Source organism: Halorientalis salina (assembly GCF_005049285.1).
In the GTDB taxonomy this organism is placed as follows: domain Archaea; phylum Halobacteriota; class Halobacteria; order Halobacteriales; family Haloarculaceae; genus Halorientalis; species Halorientalis salina.
On sequence record NZ_SOSC01000001.1, the window covers coordinates 619165 to 639878 of the forward strand.

The following is a 20714-nucleotide window of genomic DNA, read 5'->3' on the forward strand; positions in this document are numbered from 1 at the left end:
ACAGTTGCATTCTGCGACCGAACGGAAACCGCGATGGCACAGCGACTTACCGCTCTCGAAGCTCTGCGGCCGGCGTGACCAGCTTCGGGAGGCGGTCGAGTTGCACCAGTGCCAGCCCGGCGAGTGCAATCGCCGCAGTGGCTATCTGGAGCATCGTCGCGGTGCTCCCGCCGATGTACGTCGACAGCGCGGGGCTGTACATCGCGCCGAACGACAGGACGAGATACGCGAGTCGGTGAGGGATCCCGAGCACGTGTCGACCGTCGAAGCCGATGGTGACGGCCGTCAGCGCGACGACGCCGACGAACACGCACGCCGTCGCGATGGGTGTTCCCGTCACCGTCCAGGTGACGAGGCTCTCGTTGGCCACGAGCGCGTAGGGGATGAGAAATCCGGCAGCGCCGATCCGCATGGCCTGTTTGGCCGAGAGCAGGAACCCGCTGTCCGCGATCCGCGAGGCGACGGCGACGCCGACCGCGACCGGCGGCGTGATCGCCGACAGCATCGCGAAGTAGAACACGAACAGGTGGGCCGTGATCTCGGTGACGCCCAGTTCCTGGAGCGGCGCGGTCAGCAGCGCCGCGACCAGCACGTACGCGGCCGGCGTCGGCATGCCGAGACCGAACAGGATGCTCGTGATCATCGCCAGGACGAGCGCGACCAGCAGGACGCCGCCCGCCAGCGCGACCATCCGGAGGCTGATCTTCCCGGAGAGGCCGGTCTGGGTGAGCATCTTGATGATGACGCCCATCGCGGCCAGCACGCCCACGAGCGGGGCCATGTCGAGGGCCCCCTTCTTGAACCCGCGCAGGGTCTTCACCGTCGTGACGAACCACTGCTTGGCGACGGTGAGGCCGACGAACTGCCCGGACGCCGCGTCCGAACCGTCCGTGCCGGTGACCCACGCCGCTTCGGGTTCGTCGCTGAGGAACAGCAGTGCGGTGTCACGGACGTACATCACGGCGATCAGCGTCAGCACGGTGTAGAAGCCGGTCGCCAGCGCGGCGAGTTGCATCACTGCGAGGGCGTACACCAGCACTGCCATGGGAATCAGGAAGTAGCGACCCTGGAAGAACTGTTCGAGGCTCGCTGCGAACTCGTCGCCAGCGCTTCCGTCGGTCGACTGGACGGCTGCCTGCAGGAACCGCGCCGCGAGGAGCGCGACCATCGTCGCACCGCCCGACACGAGAAGCGACAAGCCGGCGACGGTCCGCGTTGCGTAGAAGGCACCGACGCCCAGCAGGGCGTAGCCCACGACGATCAGCGCCTCTCGACTGAACAGGACTTCGGCGATGCCGCCGGTGTCCTCGCCGCGGTCGCTCGTCCAGCCGTACCGGAGGACCGCGAACTGGACGGCCACGCCGACGCTGAAGTAGAACAACAGCGCCGGGATGAGGCCGGCCTGGATGATGCGGACGTAGGGAACGCCGATGAAGTCGGCCATCAGGAACGCGGCGACGCCCATGACCGGGGGCATGATCTGTCCCCCGCTGGAGGCGACGCTCTCGATGGCGGCCGTGTAATCTTTCCGGACGCCCTGTTCTTTCATCATCGGGATGGTGAAGCTCCCGGTCGTCGCGGCGTTGGCCGCCGCGCTCCCGGTGATCGACCCCATCGCCATCGAGGAGATCACCGCGACGTGGACGATGCCACTGCGGAGTCGTTTCCCGAGTTGTCCGCTCAGACTCAGGATGACATCGAGGATGCCGTAGGCCCGAGCCAGCCCGGCGAACATGATGAAGATGGCGACGTACTTCGCGCCGGCCTGGGTGATGAAGCCGTACGCACCGGAGTTGTTGATCTGCGTCGCGCCGTACAGTGCGATGTCACGCGTGCTCTGTCCGGTGTGCTGTAAGAAGCCGGGGAACACGGAGCCGAACAGCGCGTAGAGGACGGACGCGACGGCCACGAGCGCGATCGACCAGCCGTAGGCGCGTCGCGTCGCATCGATGACCATCGCGACGACGATGATCCCGAGCGTGAGTTCGAGGTTCGTGTACCCGAGAATGATCTTCGCGTCGCCGGTCAACCGCTCGTACCCGGTCACGAAGAAATAGCCCGTGCCCGCCGCCGCGACGGCCGTGCCCAGGCACAGGACGGTATCCAGACGAACGTAGACGCGTTGGATGCGTTTGCTGAGCCTGCTGGCGATCGGCCCGGTGGCCACGGCGGTCCCCTTCGAGATCCCTTCGTACGCGAGAAACAGGTAGTACAGGGTCAGCCCGAAGTGCATGAAGAGGATGCTGTGGATGATCTGTGAGAACGGGCGCTGCCACGCGTAGTAAACGGTGTACGCCGTGAGCGCCACAGCCAGCAGTGCAACGAGCGGGAACAGGAGTTGCTCCGGGAGCGACCGCTCGGCGAAGGCGGCCCTGAGATCGCTGGGCGACGTGGGTTGTTCGTCGATTGTCTCAGTCATTGGTTAGTCGGGAGGCGGTCTACTGCTCCTCGCCGCGGACGAACTCGTCGGACCAGAGGCCCTTGTCCTCGTAGAAGTCGGCTGCCGCCGGGTGGAACGGGATATCGGTGTAGGCGTTCTTGGTCCACGCCTCCCCCTCGGCCATCGGTGCCAGCAGGCCGGTGTCTTCCTGAAGTGCCTCGCGCTGTTCCCACAGCGTCTCGAGGAACGACGTCAGGGTGTCGTAGTCGTGGTCCTCGCGCACGATGAAGTTGTACGCCAGCGTCGGCGTGCTGAGCGTGTCCGGCGTGTACCCGTAGTCCTCGAACTGGCTCATGTCGATGTCCGAGACGACGATCGCCGGGTCGTCTTCCAGTTCCGAGACGATCTCTTCGGGCCAGTTCAGCACCCGGAGATCGACGGTGCTTTTCATCTGCTGGAGCCAGCCAGGCTCGACGGAGAGGTTGACGTAGGTTGCGGCACCCGCGTCGAGTCGCCCCTCGCTCATCGCACCGGCCTGGTCACCGTACTGAACGCTGGTCCGCTCGTAGTCGTCGACGGCGAAACTGAGCGCGTGTTCGAGCATTTCCGCCGTTCCCGAACCGCTCGGCGTCGGCGACACGGCGCTGTCGGATTCGATGTCCGTGACGGTCGTCCACTCGTCGTTCGCCGAGGCCAGGAACCACGCCAGGTCGTACAGGTGGAACACCTGATACGGCTGATACTCGAGGTCCCCGAACGGCTCCTCGCCCTCGCGGATCTTGTTCGCCGTCCAGTTCTGGATGTACGCGATCTCCGTTTTGCCCTGGACGACCTCGGAGACGTTCCGGTTCGTCCCCTGGCTCGGTCGAGCGTCGACGGACACGTCCGAGTTCTGGCTGACCGACGAGGAGATGACCTGACTCATCGAGTAGGCCGCCGTCGTCTCGCCCGAGGTCTTCATGATCATCTCGCCGTCCGAGCCGGGGGCCTCCGAACTCGCACCACCGTCATCACCGAAACAACCGGCGAGTCCGGCGACACCAGCTAGTCCGAGGGTGCCTGCGGAGCGTTTGAGAAACGAACGTCTGACTACACCAGTGGGTTGCTGCTTACCACGCATGGAAACCCAATTAACATTCATTTCGTATATATCCTTCTATCCTAACTGTGTTATCTATAATCTGCTAAAATATAACAAGAGAACAGAAACGAAGCGTTCGGAACTTGTTTCACAGCTATTCGAAGGAGAATTATCCCGCCGCCACGACTGAAACAACTCGATCAACAACTCTTGGGATGGTGGATTCGTACTACCTGATTCGGTGACCACTTCTCCAGTTCTCCGACCAACAACCGATCTTCGATTCCCGATAGTTATCTGTTTTAGTACCGAGTAGCAGACAGTTATATTAGAAATATTTCAATAGTTGTGTTTGTTTTTATAGACTAAAAGGACAACGAGGTGATAGGGCTGCGGATCTCCGGCACCGAACTACTCTCGTCGTCTCAGAGCGGCTTCGCAGTTGCGCTTTACACCGACTAGAGCGCCTCTGTTCCGAGGAGAGAGTCGTATGCGTACACAAATATTTCACCACCGATATCGGGTAGCTGTCATCAGAGCAGAATATCAGTCGGAGCAGAGTTGGACATGGTAGCTGGTGGAAAACCGGATTTGTAGCCGTTTGTAGTGGGTTATAGATCAACAACGAGAATTCAACTAGCGAGACCACCCTGCGGACTTCTATAATAAATTTGATGTAGTTTATTCTATCAGACTTATATTTTAGATTTCGAATGTATACCTCGTTCAAGGCTATTGATGGAACTAGGTGAGAAGGCAAACCGTGGTCCGAAAAGAATGGCCGACTCAGATCTCCGGCGATTCGTCGATCTGCGGGACGCCTTTCGCGGTGATGGTCTCGCCGGTCATGTACGACGACGCCTCGCTGGCGAGGAACTGCGCGATGTCGGCGATCTCCGCTTCCAGGCCGATACGCCGATGGACGTTGTCGCGTTCGATTTCGTCGGCGGAGACGCCCATCTGGCTCTCGACGCCGGGCGTGGCGACGTAGCCGGGCGCGATGCAGTTGACCCGGACCTGGTCGTCGGACCACTCGAAGGCCAGCGACTGGGTGAGGTTGACGACGGCTGCCTTCGCCGCCGCGTAGTGGCTCATCCAGGGCGCGCCCATCTGTCCGGCAACGCTGGCGAAGTTGACGATCTGACCGCCGTCCGATTCCCGCATGACTTCCCCGGCGGCCTGGGTCGCGTGGAAGGTCCCGTGGAGGTTGATATCCACGATCGTCTTCCAGCCGTTCTCGCTGATGCCCTCGAAGTTCGCCATGAACGACGCGCCCGCGTTGTTGACGAGCGTGTCGACGCCGCCGAACTCCTCGACGGTCGCCTCGACGAGCGCGTCGACGGCGTCGCGGTCGGTCACGTCGCACTCGATGGGGAGACACTCGCCGCCGTCCCCCTCGTTGATGGTTTCGGCCACGTCGTCGACTTTCTCCTGTTCGCGCGAGCAGACGACCACGTCGGCCCCGTCGTCGGCGAACCGCTCCGCGATGGATCGGCCGATGCCCTGCGACGCGCCCGTGATGATGACCGCCTGGTCGTCGACACCGAACTGCGACCTCATCGGTTCCCCCCGCTCCGTCCGAACGAACTGCGCATTGTGTTTTCCATTGTTAATCTACAACTGCACTATTGAGTTTACCGTTAATAAATATGGGTGCCCCGACCCATGTCGGAAAGCCGTCTTACGAAATACGGTCGGCAGTTTCACGATTGCATGAAGCGTTAGCCTATGCTCTATTCAAACATCGATTGTAAGTTTATTTCTGTTTTAACTCGTCCGTTGGAAACCAAACTCTTAACGGGCAGAAGGGTGTTCTGTGCGCTAATGAGCGAACAGAACGCCGAACAGCGAGCGGAGGCGGTTGGCGTCCATCGAATCGAATTCAGCGTCGACTGGCCGCCCGGGCACGTGGCGGCGTATCTGGTCGACTGTGCGGAGCCGATCCTCTTCGACGCCGGCATGGCCGGGGAGTCGGCCCACGACGAACTCGTCGCGGCCCTGGCCGAGCACGACTACGAGGTCGCCGACATCGAGCATCTGGTCGTCACGCATCCCCACGTCGACCACATCGGACAGGTCCCGGCTATCGTCGAGGCCGCCGACCCCGAGGTGTACGCACCGGAGGGGGTCGGCGAGCGGTTCGAGCGGGACGTCGACGACCTGGCCGAGACCGTCGAACGGAACGCGACCGCGGCCGGACTGCGCGGCGAGTACCTCGAAGACGCCATCGAGATGTCCGTCGAATCCCTCGAACGCGACGGGAGTCTCCTCGACCCCGACTACGTTGACCACTGGGTCGACGGCGGGACCGACGTCGATATCGGCCCGATCAGTTTCGAGACGACACATACGCCGGGCCACCAGGCGGACCACCTCGTTTTCCTCGCGGCGTTCGACGGCGAGCGACGGCTGTTCGCCGGCGACACCGCGCTGGGCACGTTCCGGCCGGTCGCGATGCACACCGGCTTCGACGACGGCTTCGACGACGCCATCGACGCCTACTACACCGCCCTCGATCGACTCGGCGAACTCACCGTCGACCGCGTCTATCCCGGCCACGGACCCGTTCATACGGAGTTCCAGGAAGCGATCGCCGACGACGTCGAGAGTCTCGATCACCTGCTGGAGCGCACCGAGGCGATGCTCGACGACGACGACAAGACCGCCGTCGACGTGGCCTTCGAGCGCAACGGGGACAGGGACATCCGGTATCTCGTCATCGAGACGACCAGCGCGCTGGCGAAACTCGACCGCGACGGCAGGGCCGACAGCACGCTGACCGACGGCGTCCGTCACTTCACACGAGCATGACCGGACAACAGGTCCCCGACGAGTGGGAGGCCGTCTTCTTCGACATCGGCGGCGTCATCGTGAACCTCCCGTCGATCCGCGCCGGCTACGCGGCGTACCTCCAGGAGTTCGCAGCCGAGTACGATCTGGACCCCGAAGCAGCCATCGAGACCTGGCGCGAGACGCTCGGCGAACACTTCAAATCAGCCGAGGGCAACGAGTACCGGACCGCGAGCGAGGGGTACACCAAGGCCTTCGACGCGCTCGTCGACGCGGACCTCACGGAGGACGATTGGCGACCCGGATTCGAGGACGCGACGCGCGAGGCGATGGAAGCCGAACCGAACGTCGTCGAGACCATCCGCGCCCTGGACGACGCGGGCCTGTATCTGGGCATCATCTCGGACATCGACACCTGGGAGGCCCACCGGATGCTCGACATCTTCGAACTCGACGACGCCGTCGACGGGATCACCACCTCGGAGGCCGTCGGGTACAAGAAACCGGACGAGCGGATGTTCCGGACGGCGCTGGCGGCGGCCCCCGTCGATCCGACGCGGTCGCTGTACGTTGGCGATCGCTACGAACACGACATGGAGGGCGGCGATCGGGTGAATCTCTGGACCGTTGCCTACAACGGAACCGCGGCCGAAGCAGTCGCAGACGCCAATCGAGACGGGTATCGGGTACTCGACGACCCGGTTGTCGACTTCCACCTCGAAGACCACCGCGGACTGCTCGACATCGTCGGCGTCGACGGGTAACCGACTGCCGGCTCCCGGGAGTGTTCACGAAACGTTAAGTCGATATCGGGGGACAGTCCGGTAGATGGAGAGCAGGCATCGTATCGTCACCGGTGATTCCCGCTCGCTCTCGGAGATGGACGACGATTCCGTCGAGTTGGTCGTCACGTCCCCGCCCTATCCGATGATCGAGATGTGGGACGAGCTGTTTGGCCGACTCGACGCCGAGATCGGCGAGCACCTCGAAAACGGCGACGGCCAGGCCGCGTTCGCCCGGATGCACGAGGAACTCGACAGGGTATGGGCGGAAGTCGGCCGCGTGCTCGTCGACGGGGGAATCGCCTGCATCAACGTCGGTGACGCGACGCGAACAGTCGACGGCAGCTTTCGCGTCTTCCAGAACCACTCCAGGGTCATCGACGCCTTCGAGGAGTTGGGGTTCGAGCCGCTCCCAGAACTCCTGTGGCGGAAACCCGTCAACTCGGGCGCGAAATTCATGGGGTCGGGGATGCTCCCGCCGAACGCGTACGTGACGCTCGAACACGAGTACATCCTCGTGTTCCGGAACGGGACGGAGAGCCGGCAGTTCGAACCGGGGTCGGACCGTCGGTACAACTCGGCGTACTTCTGGGAGGAGCGAAACCGCTGGTTCTCCGACGTGTGGGAGGAGATCAACGGGGAAACCCAGTCGCTCGGAGGGGGCGAACTCAGAGAGCGGTCCGGGGCCTTCCCCTTCGAGATTCCCTACCGCCTCATCAACATGTACTCCGTCTACGGTGACACCGTACTGGACCCCTTCTGGGGAACGGGGACCACCACGTTCGCGGCGATGGTCGCCGGTCGGAACTCCGTCGGATACGAACTCGACGAGGAGTTCGTCCAGGTGTTCGACGACCGGGTCGAGGCAGTCCCCGAGCACTCCCGAACCGTCGTCCAGCAGCGCCTGGACGACCACGAAGCGTTCGTCGCCGAGCGGAGAGCAGAGGGAGAGACGTTCAAATACGAGGCGGACAACTACGAGTTCCCCGTCACCACGAAACAGGAGCAACCGATCAGGTTCTACGCCGCTTCGACCGTCGAGGAAACGGGCGACGGATACCGGGTCACCCACGAACCCGTCGAGGGAACCGACGTTCGGACCGAGGACGGGACGGGAACGGACGACGTCGCGTCGTCCTCGAATCGCTGAGCGAGCGTTGCACCCCCTTCGCCCCGGGTCATTAGCCTCGTTTGTGAGGGAGAACCGTTAACACACCGGCTAGTGAACGGTCGGACGCAATGGATTTCGGATTCGACGACAAGACGGCCCTCGTGACGGGGGGAGCGGGTCGTATCGGAAGCGAGGACTGCCGCGTACTCGGCGAGGAAGGCGCCGAGGTCGTGATCCTCGACGTGGACGCGGACGGTGCAAAGGAGGTCGCCGACGAGATCGAGGAAGACGGCGGTGACGCCATCGCGCTCGAATGCGACCTGACCGACCGCGACGAAGTCGGCGAGACGGTCGAGGACTTACAGGACGCGACCGGCGGCGTGGACATCCTGATCAACAACGCGGGGATGGTCGACGCCGTCGGTCGCACGGGCGATCTCGACCCGAGCACCTGGGACCGCGACATGGAGATCAACCTGACGGGGACGTTCAATATCACCCGAGAAGTGTTCCCCAACATGTGCGACCGCGGGTGGGGACGGGTCATCTCGATGTCGTCGATGGCCGGCGCGTACGGCGGCTACGGACAGATCTCCTATTCGACGACGAAAGCGGGTCTCATCGGCCTCGGGAAGACCCTGGCGCTGGAAGGCGCACCAGAGGGCGTCACCTCGAACGTCATCGCGCCCTCGATCGTCGTGGGCGACCTCGCGGACCTCCCGGTCGACCAGATCGAGAACATCAACGAACACTGGGCGGACATCGCCCGCGCGACGCCGATGGGTCACCTCGGTCGCGAGGAAGACGTCTCGAACCTCATCGCGTACCTGGCCAGCGAACAGGCCAGTTACATCACCGGCCAGGTCATCGGCGTCACCGGCGGCGTCGACCTGTTCACCTACTGAACGGGACAGGCCCACTGCAACGAATATATTTCGCCGTTTCACAACGGAGCCAACCATGTCAATGTCCACCGCCCGATGCCCGCAATACCGGTCGACGAATCGATGAGTGGAGAGCCTTCGACCGATGCGACGGTGTTGGTCGTCGACGACGAGCAGCGAGCGGCCGACACGTACGCGTCGGCGCTCGGTGAGGAGTACGAGGTACTGACGGCGTACGGGGGGCGGGAAGCGCTATCGATCGTCGACGACGACGTCGACGTGGTGCTGTTAGACCGCCGGATGTCGGAGCTGTCCGGCGACGAGGTTCTAGAGGAGATCCTCCACCGGAAACTCGACTGTCGGGTGGCGATGGTGACGGCAGTCAACCCGGACTTCGACATCCTCGAACTCGGGTTCGACGACTACGTCGTCAAGCCCGTCGGCAAGGACGGCCTGCTCGCGACCGTCGAGCGCCTGCTCGCGATGGCGGAGTACGACGAAACCCACACGCGACTCAGTTCGCTGCAGCTCAAACGCAACGTCCTCGCCCTGGAGAAATCAGACGCCGAACTCGACGAAAGCGAGGAGTTCGAACGGCTCGAAGCGCGTATCGACGAGTTGGAGGCACAACTCGACGACATCGAGTCGACGACGGACATCCCGGATCAGCGCACGCGGTGAATCATACCGACTGCTGTCGCTGGGTACCGATACGACCGCACGCCGTCGTGCGGTCGATCCGGGACTGTTCGACAGTAATCCGTATCAGGCCGGCGCGAGCGCCTGAATCGTTTCGAGCGCCAGTTCGTCCGCCGCCTGTGCCGGAACGGTGAGTATCGGCAGGTCGACGAACCCGTCACGAATCGCCGCCAGTTGTTCGGCGGCCTCGTCAGCCGACCCGGACACGCCGAGCGCGGCGACCATCTCGTCGGTGACCGCGGCCGTCGCCTCGTCCCTGTCGCCGGCCTGCCAGTAGTCTGCGACGGTCTCGGCTTCGTCGGGGAACCGCTGGGCGACTGCACGGCGGTATCCCTCGCCGCTTCCGACGTAGTAGGCGACGTGACCGCGGATGGCGTCCCTCGCGCGGTCGGGGTCGTCGTCGCTGACGGCGGCCGGCACGTACGGTGCCACGGTGATTTCCTCGGGATCTCTCCCGGCCCCCTCTGCGGCTTGCGCGATCTCCTCGAAGGCGTCGTCGAGGTCCGGGAACGGGACGTTGTGCGGGATCCAGCCGTCGGCGAGTCGTCCGACCACCCGCCGGTTCGCCGGCCCGAGCGCAGCGTGGTAGATCGGGACCTCGACGCCGAGCGGGTCGAAATCGGCCACCTCGAACAGTTCGCCCTCGTAGGACACGGGCTCGTCGCCCGTCGAGAGGTAGCGCTGTGCGATGGCGATGGCCTCGTGGGCGCGACGGACCGGCCGGTCGTACGCCATGCCGTGGAGGTCCTCGACGGCTTTCGGCGTGCTGGCACCGGTGCCGAGGATCATCCGCCCGTCGGCGAAGCGGTCGACGGTGGCCGCGGCCATCGCGATGACGGCCGGGGACCGCGAGAAGACGTTCGTGATGGCGGTCCCGATGGTCACCTCGTCGGTCTCGTGGGCGACGACGCCGAGCTGGACGAACGCGTCGCTCCCCCAGAGTTCGGGCATCCAGACCGAGCTGTACCCCAGGTCCTCGGCAGTCGTGGCGATACCGACGGGGTCGATCACGTCCGCGGGCGGCAGGAGCAGTCCGGGTTTCATGGACCGAAGGGCGGCCGCCGGAACCAAAAAGGTCCGCTCGGGCGAACCCTTCAGACGATCCGAACCTTTCGTGCGGTCACGCGATGACGCCCTCCCGTCGCAACTCCTCTAATTCCGTGGGGTCGTAGCCGACGGCTTCGAGAACGTCGTCGGTGTGTTCGCCGTGACCGGGAAGCGGACCGCCCGTCCCCGCCGGAGCCTCCGAGGACAGCGCCGGGAACCCGACCCGCGGATTGGTGCCGTCGCGCTCGATCAGATCGCGAGCGCGAGCGTGCTCGCTATCGACAATTTCCGAGAGTCGCTGGACCGGTGCGACCATCGCCTCGACGTCCCCGAGCAGTTCCTCCCACTCCCCGCGGGTTCGGTCGGCGAAGACATCGGCGAGTTCCGCCCGGAGCGCCTCCCGTTCGGCCGGATCCTCCGTCATGTGGGCGTCGGCCAGGTCCTCGCGGTCGACGGCCGCACAGAAGGCCGACCAGAACTTCGGTTCCAGCGCCGCGAAGGTCACGTACTCGCCGTCGGCCGTCTCGTACACGTCGTACCAGGGCATGCCCCCGGTCAGCGGCGACTCGCCGGGCCGCGCATCGTCGCCGCCGAACGCGTCGTCCGCGACGGCGTGGGAAAACGAGGCGACCACGTCGGTCATCGCCACGTCGACGTACTCGCCGCCGGTGTTTCCGAGTTCCCGCGACAGCAACGCGCCGACGATGCTGAAGGCCGCGAACAGCCCGCCGGACATGTCGCCGATCGGATAGCCCGGGATCTGTGGCTGACTCTCCTCGTCCTCGCGCGTCAGGTCGAGCAAGCCTGCCATGCCCACGTAGTTCAGGTCGTGGCCGACTCGGTCGGCGTACGGTCCCGTCTGTCCGAACCCCGACAGCGAGCAGTAGACCACGTCCTCGTTTCGCTCCCGGACTGACTCGTAATCGACGCCGAGGCGGTCGACCACGCCGGGCCGGAACTGCTCGAAGACCACGTCCGCGGTTTCGGCCAATCGCAGGAGGGCCTCGCGGCCCTCGTCGCGTTTCAGATCGAGGGCGACGCTCCGTTTGCCCCGATTGATGGCGTCGAAGATGGCGCCGACGCCGTCGTCCGTATACGGTGGCATCAGTCGGGCGTAGTCGCCGGCGTCGGTGTCCTCTATCTTGATTACGTCCGCGCCGGCGTCGGCGAGCAACTGCGTCGCGTAGGGGCCGGGGAGCAGTCGCGAGAGGTCGAGAACGCGTATCCCGTCGAGTCGCATACTGGCCGTCTCTCACGGGACCACAATAAGTGTCCGGCGGCGTCCACGCCGTCGGAACCGTGTCAATCTCGACCGCTGACCAGTCACGAACGGTTCCTGACGAGTTGTCGTGAGGTTTGTCCCACCGTACGGGTGTCGCGCCGAGTTCGCGGCCGTCACCGCGTCTTGAGGCCAGCGAGTGCCCGAAACCAACTCAGAGACGACCGGGTAAGTTCGGCCTAGCCGGGACGGTTCACCGAATCGACACACTGTTCGTGGGCGGGCGCGGGTGGTTCGGCAACGAACGGTCGCTCGGGTTTATTCCCCGATTTGTGGAAGCCCAACCGCCACCGCGGCACGGTCGCCGCGAGTGGCGGGGAACCAGTATGTACATACACGTCACGACAACACAGACGGAGACAGAGGGATCTTCAGGTCACCGGGGGACGCCATGAGATCGCGGCTCGTGTTCGCCCTCGCGACCGTCGTCGTCCTGAGTGCCGTTTCGGCACCGGCCGCCTCGGTACAGGACGGATCCGACGGGACAGTCTCGGCCCAGGACCAGTCGGCAATTACGGAGTACAGCGAGACTGCAGCGGAGTTAGCGGCGTTGGCGCGCGCCTCCCCCGATCAGGAACCCGAGCTTTCGGCCCAACAACAGGAGGCGGCGATTCGGGGCGCTCGTGAGGGTGCGCTACTCGCACAGGAGCAGGGCGTCGACATCACGCAGGAACAACGACAGGCAGCGATCGACGGCGCGATCGAGGCCGCAGCCCAGAACCAGGAGGCATCGGTCGAACAGATCCAGGCGGCGACCAAAGGCGCGGCACACGGGGCGCTGATACAGAACCAGACGGCCAACGTCACCCAGCAACAGGCCGGCGTCTACGGTGGGGCGGCCGGTGCGCTCACACAGTCACAGGACGCGACCGTCACGCAACTCCAGAGCGCGGGCTACGGTGCGGCACACGGGTCCGTCGCCCAGTCCCAGCGCGCGAACGTCACGCAGATCCAGTACGCGGCGATCGGCGGCGCCGCCGGCGCTGCCAGTGAGATCGCCCAGTCCCAGCGTGCGACCGTCTCGCAGGTACAGGAGGCGGCCCAGGGCGGGACGTACGGGTCGCTGACACAGGTCCAGTCGGCGAGCGTCGAGCAGATCCAGGCCGCCGCCTACGGCGCGGCGGGTGGCGGTGTCTCCGACCACGACGCGACCGATCCGAAGAAAGTTCAGGAGGCAGCAGTGGGTGCCGCTTCGGGGTCGCTCATGCAACAACAGGACGCGACGGTCGAGCAGGTTCAGGCGGCCGCACGCGGGTCCTGTGAGGGATCGCTCCAGCAGAGCCAGGCGGTCTCGATCGTACAACTCCAGCAGATCTCCGTCGGCTCGGCCCACGGTGCGATCTCCCAGTACCAGGACGCGTCGGTCGAGCAGATCCAGGCCGCCGCGACCGGCGCGGCCAGGGGCGGCGTGACACAGGTCCAGACTGTCGAGATCACCCAGATCCAGACCATCGTCTTCGAGGCGGCCGCCGAGTCGGCGGACGAGGCCGCACAGTCGGGGACGACCGACCCGACCGTGATCATCCAGCAGACCGAGACGAACGTGGAACAACGAGTCACCGTCGAAATCGGCGACGACGATGACCAAGACGACGAGGAACCGTCGGAGCCAGAGAGCCTGAACGTCTCGGTCGAGAACCAGACGGTGACGTTCGAGAACCCCAACGACGAGGTAGTCGTCGCCACGGTCGACGGGGACCGCTTCGGCGAGCGTAACTTCACCGTCGACGCCGACGGGACGCTCAGCGAGGAGTTCGCCCACGGGTTCTACACCGTCACCGCCCAGACCGAGGACGGCCAGCGGGTTTCGGTCAACGGGGAGTCCGAATACGATCTGACCGTCGAGCCGTCGGTCGAGAGCGTGAACGTCTCCACCAGCGACGGCGTCGTCACCCTCGAGAACCCGAACTCGCTGTCGGTGGTGGTGACCGCGCAGAACGAAACCGGTGAGAACAGGACCGTCATAGTCGGGTCGAACGACTCCCGGACGACCACGTTTGCGCCGGGTGAGTACACCGTCACGGCCGCGACCGAGGAGCGACGCTTCGCAGTCCCCGTGAACGGACAGGACGAAGCGACGATCACGGTCGAGCCACTGCCCTCGGCCAACGCGACGGTCGAGGATGAGGCCCTCACCGTCGAGAACCCCACGGCGGTTCGGCTGACGCTCCTGTTGACACGCGAGGACGGCGAGACCGACCAGTTCCTGGTGCTGGCCGGCGAAAACGAGACGCGCGATCTCGATCCCGGGAACTACACCCTGACAGCCGAGACCAGGGACGACGTGACCGTTCGGATCAACGACGAGGACGAGTTTACCTTCAGTGTCGAGGAACCCGAACCGGAGGTAGAGAGTCTTTCGACCGACACAGACGGCACCGAACTGTCCATCGAGAACCCTAACGACGTGCGGGTCATCGTCACCGCGACGAACGAAACGGGTGAGAACCGAACCATCGAGGTCCCGGCCGAGGGGAACACCACTGAAGAATTCGAGCCTGGGGAGTACTCGCTCACTGCCGAGACCGAGGACGGCCGGCCCGTGCCGGTCGACGGGGCGAACGAGACGACCGTCACCATCGAGGAACCCGAGGTAGAGATCGAGAGCCTCAGCGCCAGTTCCGACGGAGACGAGTTGACCGTCGAGAATCCCAACGACGAATCGGTCGTCGTAACCATCACGAACGAAGCGGGCGAAAACGAGACCCTCACGGTCTCGGGAGCCGAGACGACCACGTTGGAACTCCAGCCAGGTGAATACACCGCGTCCGCCGAGACTGAGGACGGCCAGACAGTGCAGATAAACGACGAAGACGAAGTGAGCTTCACCATTGACGCGCCCGAGACGGCCTTCGAGAGTCTCTCGGCCAGTGTCGAAGACGACGAACTGACAGTCGAGAACCCCAACGACGAGACGGTCGTCGTGACCGCGGCGAACGACACCGAGGGCGATCAGACGATCGAGATTCCGGGTGACGACACCGTCACGGACGAACTCCCGGCCGCGGTGTACACCGTGACCGCCGAAACCGAAGACGGTGACCAGGTCGACATCAACGACCAGGAATCGATCGACATCGAAATCGAAGAACCAGCAGAGGAGACTGAACCCGTGACTGACACACCCACAGAGACACCGGAACCTGAGGATACGCCCACAGAGACACCAGAACCGGAAGATACGCCCACCGAAACGCCGGAGCCTGAGGATACGCCCACAGAGACACCGGAACCAGAGGACACACCCACCGAAACGCCAGAACCCGAGGACACGCCCACAGAAACGCCAGAACCCGAGGACACGCCCACAGAAACGCCAGAACCCGAGGATACGCCCACAGAGACACCGGAGCCAGAGGACACACCCACCGAAACGCCGGAACCGGAACCGGAAGACACGCCAACAGAGACTCCTGAGCCCGAAGAAGAGTAACCTGAAGACGCAGGCGGAACGGCCGAGACGCCGGACGCGCACGGAATCTGTCGTCGCAGGGTGACGAGTCGGCGTCCGGGACGCCATGCTGATTCTTTTCCGAACCTGGCGGTCGACGATCCCGGAGAGGCGCGGGATTAATGCACCAGTGGACAATTTATCGTGTCATGGCAACACAAGACTCGGCCCGGACCGGGGGCGTCAGTTTCGAGACCGACGAGGAGACGCGGCTCATCCTCGACAGTCTGGACGAGTTCGTCGAACAGGAGGTCGAACCGCTGGAGTCCGAGCTCGGAGAGACGTGGTCGAACCCGCGACTTCGCCACGAGGACGACGGCAGGCTGGTCGACGAGGTGGTCGACGCCATCGAGACCATCCGGAAGAAGAGCGCCGAGGCGGGCTTCTACGCCATGAACCTCCCCGAGGACGTGGGCGGGGAGGGCGTCTCGAACGTCACCTGGTACCGGGCGAAGAAACACGTCGCATCCCACGGAACGGGGCTGTCCGAGTTCGTCCTCGCCGGCCCCGAAGGCCCCAAACCCCTCCTGATGCAGGCCGAGGGCGAGCAGGTCGAGGCGTACCTGGAACCGGCCATCCGCGGGGAGAAATCGACCGCGTTCGCCCAGACCGAACCGGGCGTCGGCTCTGACTCGCCGAGCATGGAGACCAGCGCGGCAAAGGACGGCGACGAGTGGGTCATCAACGGCCAAAAGCAGTGGATCACGAACGCACCCTACGCCGACTTCGTGCAGGTGTTCGCGCGCACGACGCCCCAGGACGAGGCCGGTCGCTACGGTGGCATCACCTGTTTCATCGTCGAAGACGACGAGTTCGAACTCGGGTCGATGAACAACGCCGTCGGGATGGAGGGGTTACAGGCGGAGTTGCTGTTCGACGACGTACGCGTCCCCGAGGACCGCGTCCTGGGTCAGCCCGACGCGGCCTTCTACAACGCGATGGACTTCCTGTCGCTCGGTCGGCTGGAACTCGGCGCGGAAGCCATCGGATACGCCGAGCACCTCATCGAGAAAGGCGTCGAGTACGCCAACGACCGCGAGGCCTTCGGCCGACCCATCGGGAAGTTCCAGGGCATCTCGCACAAACTCGCGAAGGGGCGTGCCAGGACCTACGCCGCCGACGCCGCCGGCCTCCGACTGGCCTGGCAGATGGACCAGGGCGAACAGGCCATCGAGGAAGCCTCGATCCTGAAGTGGTTCGCGACGAACGCGTTCTGGGAGGTCGCCGACGACGTGGTGCAGGTCCACGGCGGCAACGGCCTCGCCGAGGACAACCCGTTCATGGAGCACCTCCACGTCGCGCGCATCCTGCGCATCGTCGAGGGGACCGACGAGATCCAGCTCAACACCATCGCCAAGCAACTGGGAATCTCGTAGCGGCACTCAATGCCGGAACATCAGGATGCGATCGGCCTCGTGACGGATGCAAAACGGCGTCACCGAGGACGGATCGAACGTGTTGTGTCGCTTCTCGGAGGTGAACAGTTGCTCGAAGGGCTTGCCACAGGCAGGGCAGGCGTAGCCTTTCTTGTTGGTCCAGAGGCTCGTCTCCCTGGTCTCCTTCAGGAGTTTCAGCCCGTGGCGGTAGTCGTGGATGTCGATGGGGCCGTCGCCGTCACCCAGCGTTTCCATGGCGAGGAGATGAGAGGGGTCGGTAAAAGACCCTCCGGACGGTTCGGCGGTCGACCGGACGGGGCGAACCGTTGCCGGGTTCCCCGCGGTTAAGAAACCGGACGCCGAATTCGGGGGTATGACACTGCTGGTTCCGTTCGACGGGTCGGGGCTCTCGAAGACGGCCCTCGAACGAGCGACCGAGTTCGCAGACTATCGCGACGAGGAGGTCGTCGCACTCAGCGTGGTCCCAGACGACCCCGAATACCTGCAGAACCGAGGCCTGCTCGACGAGGGCGAATCGCTCGACGTCGACGCCCTCTGTGAGGAGTTCGAGCGGGAGATTCGGGAGATAGCACCCGAGGCGAGGTTTCGCTGTAAGACGCCCGGTTCGAGCGATTCCATGGTCGCGACGGTCATCGACGACGTAACCCGAACGATACGGGAAGTCGCGGACGAAATCGACGCCTCAATCGTGTTCATCGGCAGCGAGAACGCCGGCCGCGTCTCGACGCCGGTGACGAGCGTCGGCAGCCCCATCTCCGAGGACCCCCGATACGACGTCCACATCGTCCGCCACGCGTAGCGACTCGGGACCTACCGACGGGCACCGATCCCGCGCCGAGAGCTTGATATATGTGACGCCGTTTTGTAAACGGAGAGACAGCCGTGAAGCTCGGACTCATCGGGATCGGCGGGGCCGGCGGACGGGTCGTCGAGTCCCTCCTGCAGTACGAGGACGGGTCGCGAGGGGAGTTCATCGCGGACGCGGTCGCGATACACACCGCGACGGCCGACCTGAAGCGCCTCGAACGGGTACCGGTCGACAATCGCGTCCCGATCGGCCAGACGCAGGTAAAGGGGCGGGGAACCGGCGCGGACAGCGAACTCGGGGCCGAGATCGCAACGGCGGATATCGCGGAGATCAGGGGCACGATCGACGATGTTCCAGTCGGCGACCTCGACGCCTTTCTCGTCGTCGCCGGCCTCGGCGGTGGCACCGGGGGCGGCGGGGCACCGGTCGTCGCCCGCGAACTCGGCGAGAGCTACGCGGAACCGGTCTACGGCCTGGGCGTCCTGCCAGGCGCGGACGAGGGACGCGTCTACGCGCTCAACGCCGCCCGATCCGTCCGGACGCTCGTTCGGGAGACGGACGCGCTCGTCCTCGTCGACAACGACGGATGGCAACCCAGGGACGAGAGCGCTGGTGCCGGCTACCGACGCGTCAACGCCGACGTGGCACGCCGGCTCGGCGTGCTGTTCAGTGCGGGCGAAACCGACGGTCACGGGACGGTTCCCGAGAGCGTCGTCGACGCGAGCGAGATCAGCAACACGTTCGGGACGGACGGGGTGGTGACCGTCGGGTACGCGGCCTCGCGTATCGAGAGCCCCGAGAGCGGATTCCTCTCCCGGATTTCGGGATCGGAACCCGAGGAGATCGACACGGGGAATCAGATCACGAGCACGGTCCGGATGGCGACGCTGGGACGGCTGTCCCTGGCGTGTGACATCACCAGCGCCGAGCGCGCACTGGTCGTCGTGGCCGGCCCGCCGGAGCATCTCGACCGCAACGGGATCGAGCGCAGTCGGACCTGGCTGGAGGAGGCCACCGGCACCATGGAAGTCCGCGGCGGCGATTATCCGGTTCCGGATTCGAGTTACGTGGCCGCCGTGGTCGTCCTCGCCGGCGTCTCGGACGTGCCACGCCTCGCGGAACTGCAGCGGACTGCGGTGAAAACGCAACGTTCGATGGAAGAAGCGGCGGATGAAAGCGAGCGCAACCCGACCGACTGCACCCCGAGCGGTGACAACGACATCGAGCCACTGTTTTGAGTTAGCTCGGTATACATCCGCCCCTACTTAAGTACCCGATAATATCACGAAGAAGACTCATCGAAACAACGGTCGGAATAGAGAGTGCAGTTCGCTCCCAATCCAACGCCCGATATTTCCCTCCCCGAATCCATCGGGCGTTTCCCACACGCGACTCCGCGCCGGGGTCTCCGGCTCGGAATTACCTTCTGACGTCCGTGAGTCGGCGAGCCGTGACGGTGTCGCCTCGTGAATCCTAAAAACCTCCTCACATCCCAGGCAGAATTCTCACACGACAGGCAGGAGTACACCGGACCGGCCAGTGAGTGCCAGGACACCCCACTCCAGACGCTCACTGGTGTGACTCCCAACTGCAAGACGCCACTCGGCAGCACCCGGCCGTGTTCGGCCGGGGTTTGCCACCTGCATCCTCCCCGATACCGACCTCGCATTGTGAGTACCGAAACCGGTAGAAGCGTGAGGGCTAATGGCGACGTATGGGGGAACACGTCGACTCACTGACCCAACAGGACGGCTGGCACGCCGAGGACCGCGCCGCACGCGTCCACTACCAGGGCGGCAGTGACCGCTACAGCATCGAGTACTACGAACCGAGCGACTGCGTCGTCTACTGGAAGGTCGCTCCCGACGGCGACATCGCGGTCCCGGTGAGCCGTGACACGGTTCCAGACCCGCTCCGCGAACGGATCCGACAGGACCTCACGACCGCCGACATCGACCCGGCCGTCGAATCCCGGACGCTGTGAGACGGTGTCCGACCGGCACAGACACCTGGGGAATGCTCACGATGGAGACGACAGTGCGTTTTAGGGAGTCGATGCCCTGCACAGAGATATGAGTGTCTCGGACGCGGACATCGAGGCTGTCGCAGCGGCCGTCCGGGCTGCCGAAACGGTGGTCGCGATGACGGGCGCGGGCGTGAGTACGGCGTCGGGGATCCCGGACTTCCGCGGCGAGGGCGGCCTCTGGGAGCGCCACGACCCGATGGACTTCCACATCGACCGGTTCCGGTCGGACCCGGCCGGGTTCTGGACCGACCGGGTCGACCTCCAGGCAGCCATCTTCGGGGACGAATCGATCGCCCCCAACGGCGCACACGAGGCACTGGCCGATCTGGAGTCCGCCGGCCATCTCGACACCCTCGTCACCCAGAACATCGACGGCCTCCACCAGGAGGCAGGCTCGGAGGACGTCGTCGAAATCCACGGCTCGGCCGCCCGCGTCAGTTGCCGTGACTGCGGGGAGCGCTTCGACGCCGACCCCGTTATCGAACGGGCACGGGACGGCGAACTCCCGCCGACCTGCGCGGACTGTGGCGGGACGCTCAAACCCGACACGGTGCTGTTCGGGGAGCAACTCCCCGAGCACGCGCTCGCACGCTCACAGGCAGCCACACGGAACGCCGACCTGTTCCTGGTCGCTGGGTCGTCGCTCACCGTCGAGCCAGCAGCCACGCTCCCGCAGACCGCCGCAATGCGTGGGGCGACGCTGGTTCTGGCCAATCTCGAATCGACGCCGCTGTCGGACCGCGCAGAGTTCGACCTCCGGGCCGACGTGACCGAGGTCCTCCCACGGATCCGTGACGAACTGGGACTCTGAAGCGGGACGAAACGCATGGGGCGTCCGTCGAATCGGACTGCTCGCTACCGTCGGCCTGTTTTTCGTCGCGTTCAACCCCCTCACGAAGCCGACGAAGGAGCACATCGAGCGGTGGAGAACGTGTGAGTCCCCACCACACTTAAGAGACGGGCCGGCGACTCTTTCCCC

The 20714-nt window shown here is 64.7% G+C and carries 17 protein-coding genes; 11 read left to right on the forward strand and 6 right to left on the reverse strand.

Features of this window, described 5'->3' with window-relative positions; translation table 11 throughout:
• Nucleotides 1–46 precede the first annotated feature (46 nt).
• From E2481_RS03250 to E2481_RS03260, 3 genes are all read right to left on the reverse strand, one after another.
• Nucleotides 47–2419: a TRAP transporter permease gene (locus tag E2481_RS03250; RefSeq protein ID WP_136715681.1), complete on the reverse strand. Its 2373-nt coding sequence runs from the start codon at nt 2417–2419 to the stop codon at nt 47–49.
• 19 nt (nt 2420–2438) lie between these two features.
• A complete protein-coding gene (locus tag E2481_RS03255) occupies nt 2439–3500 on the reverse strand; it encodes a TAXI family TRAP transporter solute-binding subunit (protein WP_136715682.1) in 1062 nt (353 codons plus the stop codon).
• Nucleotides 3501–4247: 747 nt separating this feature from the next.
• Complete coding sequence (locus E2481_RS03260; RefSeq protein ID WP_136715683.1) at nt 4248–5021, reverse strand: SDR family NAD(P)-dependent oxidoreductase; 774 nt, start codon at nt 5019–5021, stop codon at nt 4248–4250.
• A 264-nt stretch (nt 5022–5285) separates the two neighbouring features.
• Between E2481_RS03260 and E2481_RS03265 the strand changes: the two genes are divergently transcribed.
• The 5 genes from E2481_RS03265 to E2481_RS03285 all read left to right on the forward strand — a co-directional run bounded on the left by E2481_RS03265 (nt 5286) and on the right by E2481_RS03285 (nt 9709).
• The gene (locus E2481_RS03265) at nt 5286–6272 is read left to right on the forward strand and encodes an MBL fold metallo-hydrolase (RefSeq protein ID WP_136715684.1); all 987 of its coding nucleotides are present in this window, start codon (nt 5286–5288) and stop codon (nt 6270–6272) included.
• Nucleotides 6269–7015, forward strand: coding sequence for an HAD family hydrolase (locus tag E2481_RS03270; protein ID WP_136715685.1), 747 nt, complete (start codon nt 6269–6271; stop codon nt 7013–7015). The genes E2481_RS03265 and E2481_RS03270 overlap by 4 nt, the downstream gene beginning before the upstream one ends.
• A 64-nt stretch (nt 7016–7079) precedes the next feature.
• Nucleotides 7080–8183 (forward strand): DNA-methyltransferase, encoded by a 1104-nt coding sequence (locus tag E2481_RS03275; protein WP_136715686.1) that lies wholly within the window; start codon nt 7080–7082, stop codon nt 8181–8183.
• 89 nt (nt 8184–8272) lie between these two features.
• Entirely contained in the window at nt 8273–9049 is a 777-nt protein-coding gene (locus tag E2481_RS03280; RefSeq protein WP_136715687.1) for an SDR family NAD(P)-dependent oxidoreductase, read from the forward strand.
• Nucleotides 9050–9151: 102 nt separating this feature from the next.
• Nucleotides 9152–9709, forward strand: coding sequence for a response regulator (locus tag E2481_RS03285; protein ID WP_136715688.1), 558 nt, complete (start codon nt 9152–9154; stop codon nt 9707–9709).
• Nucleotides 9710–9793: 84 nt separating this feature from the next.
• On the opposite strand, the gene E2481_RS03290 is transcribed toward E2481_RS03285, so the two are convergent.
• Nucleotides 9794–10771, reverse strand: a complete 978-nt coding sequence (locus E2481_RS03290; protein ID WP_136715689.1) for an LLM class flavin-dependent oxidoreductase — start codon at nt 10769–10771, stop codon at nt 9794–9796.
• 76 nt (nt 10772–10847) lie between these two features.
• Entirely contained in the window at nt 10848–12014 is a 1167-nt protein-coding gene (locus E2481_RS03295) for a CaiB/BaiF CoA transferase family protein (protein ID WP_136715690.1), read from the reverse strand.
• Nucleotides 12015–12444: 430 nt separating this feature from the next.
• Here E2481_RS03295 and E2481_RS03300 point away from each other — a divergent pair, with 430 nt between their 5' ends.
• Together E2481_RS03300 and E2481_RS03305 are read left to right on the forward strand one after the other, a co-directional pair.
• A complete protein-coding gene (locus E2481_RS03300; protein WP_136715691.1) occupies nt 12445–15486 on the forward strand; it encodes a hypothetical protein in 3042 nt (1013 codons plus the stop codon).
• A gap of 167 nt (nt 15487–15653) precedes the next feature.
• Nucleotides 15654–16880, forward strand: a complete 1227-nt coding sequence (locus E2481_RS03305; RefSeq protein ID WP_136715692.1) for an acyl-CoA dehydrogenase family protein — start codon at nt 15654–15656, stop codon at nt 16878–16880.
• Between the two features lie 6 nt (nt 16881–16886).
• Here E2481_RS03305 and E2481_RS03310 read toward each other — a convergent pair whose 3' ends face one another.
• Nucleotides 16887–17135, reverse strand: a complete 249-nt coding sequence (locus E2481_RS03310; RefSeq protein ID WP_136715693.1) for a DUF7385 family protein — start codon at nt 17133–17135, stop codon at nt 16887–16889.
• 118 nt (nt 17136–17253) lie between these two features.
• Between E2481_RS03310 and E2481_RS03315 the strand changes: the two genes are divergently transcribed.
• The 4 genes from E2481_RS03315 to E2481_RS03330 all read left to right on the forward strand — a co-directional run bounded on the left by E2481_RS03315 (nt 17254) and on the right by E2481_RS03330 (nt 20546).
• Complete coding sequence (locus E2481_RS03315; RefSeq protein WP_136715694.1) at nt 17254–17700, forward strand: universal stress protein; 447 nt, start codon at nt 17254–17256, stop codon at nt 17698–17700.
• Nucleotides 17701–17783: 83 nt separating this feature from the next.
• On the forward strand, nt 17784–18947 hold the full coding sequence (locus E2481_RS03320) for a tubulin/FtsZ family protein (RefSeq protein ID WP_136715695.1): 1164 nt from the start codon (nt 17784–17786) through the stop codon (nt 18945–18947).
• A gap of 476 nt (nt 18948–19423) precedes the next feature.
• A complete protein-coding gene (locus E2481_RS03325; RefSeq protein ID WP_136715696.1) occupies nt 19424–19693 on the forward strand; it encodes a DUF7538 family protein in 270 nt (89 codons plus the stop codon).
• A gap of 88 nt (nt 19694–19781) precedes the next feature.
• The gene (locus tag E2481_RS03330; protein ID WP_136715697.1) at nt 19782–20546 is read left to right on the forward strand and encodes an NAD-dependent deacylase; all 765 of its coding nucleotides are present in this window, start codon (nt 19782–19784) and stop codon (nt 20544–20546) included.
• Nucleotides 20547–20714 lie beyond the last annotated feature (168 nt).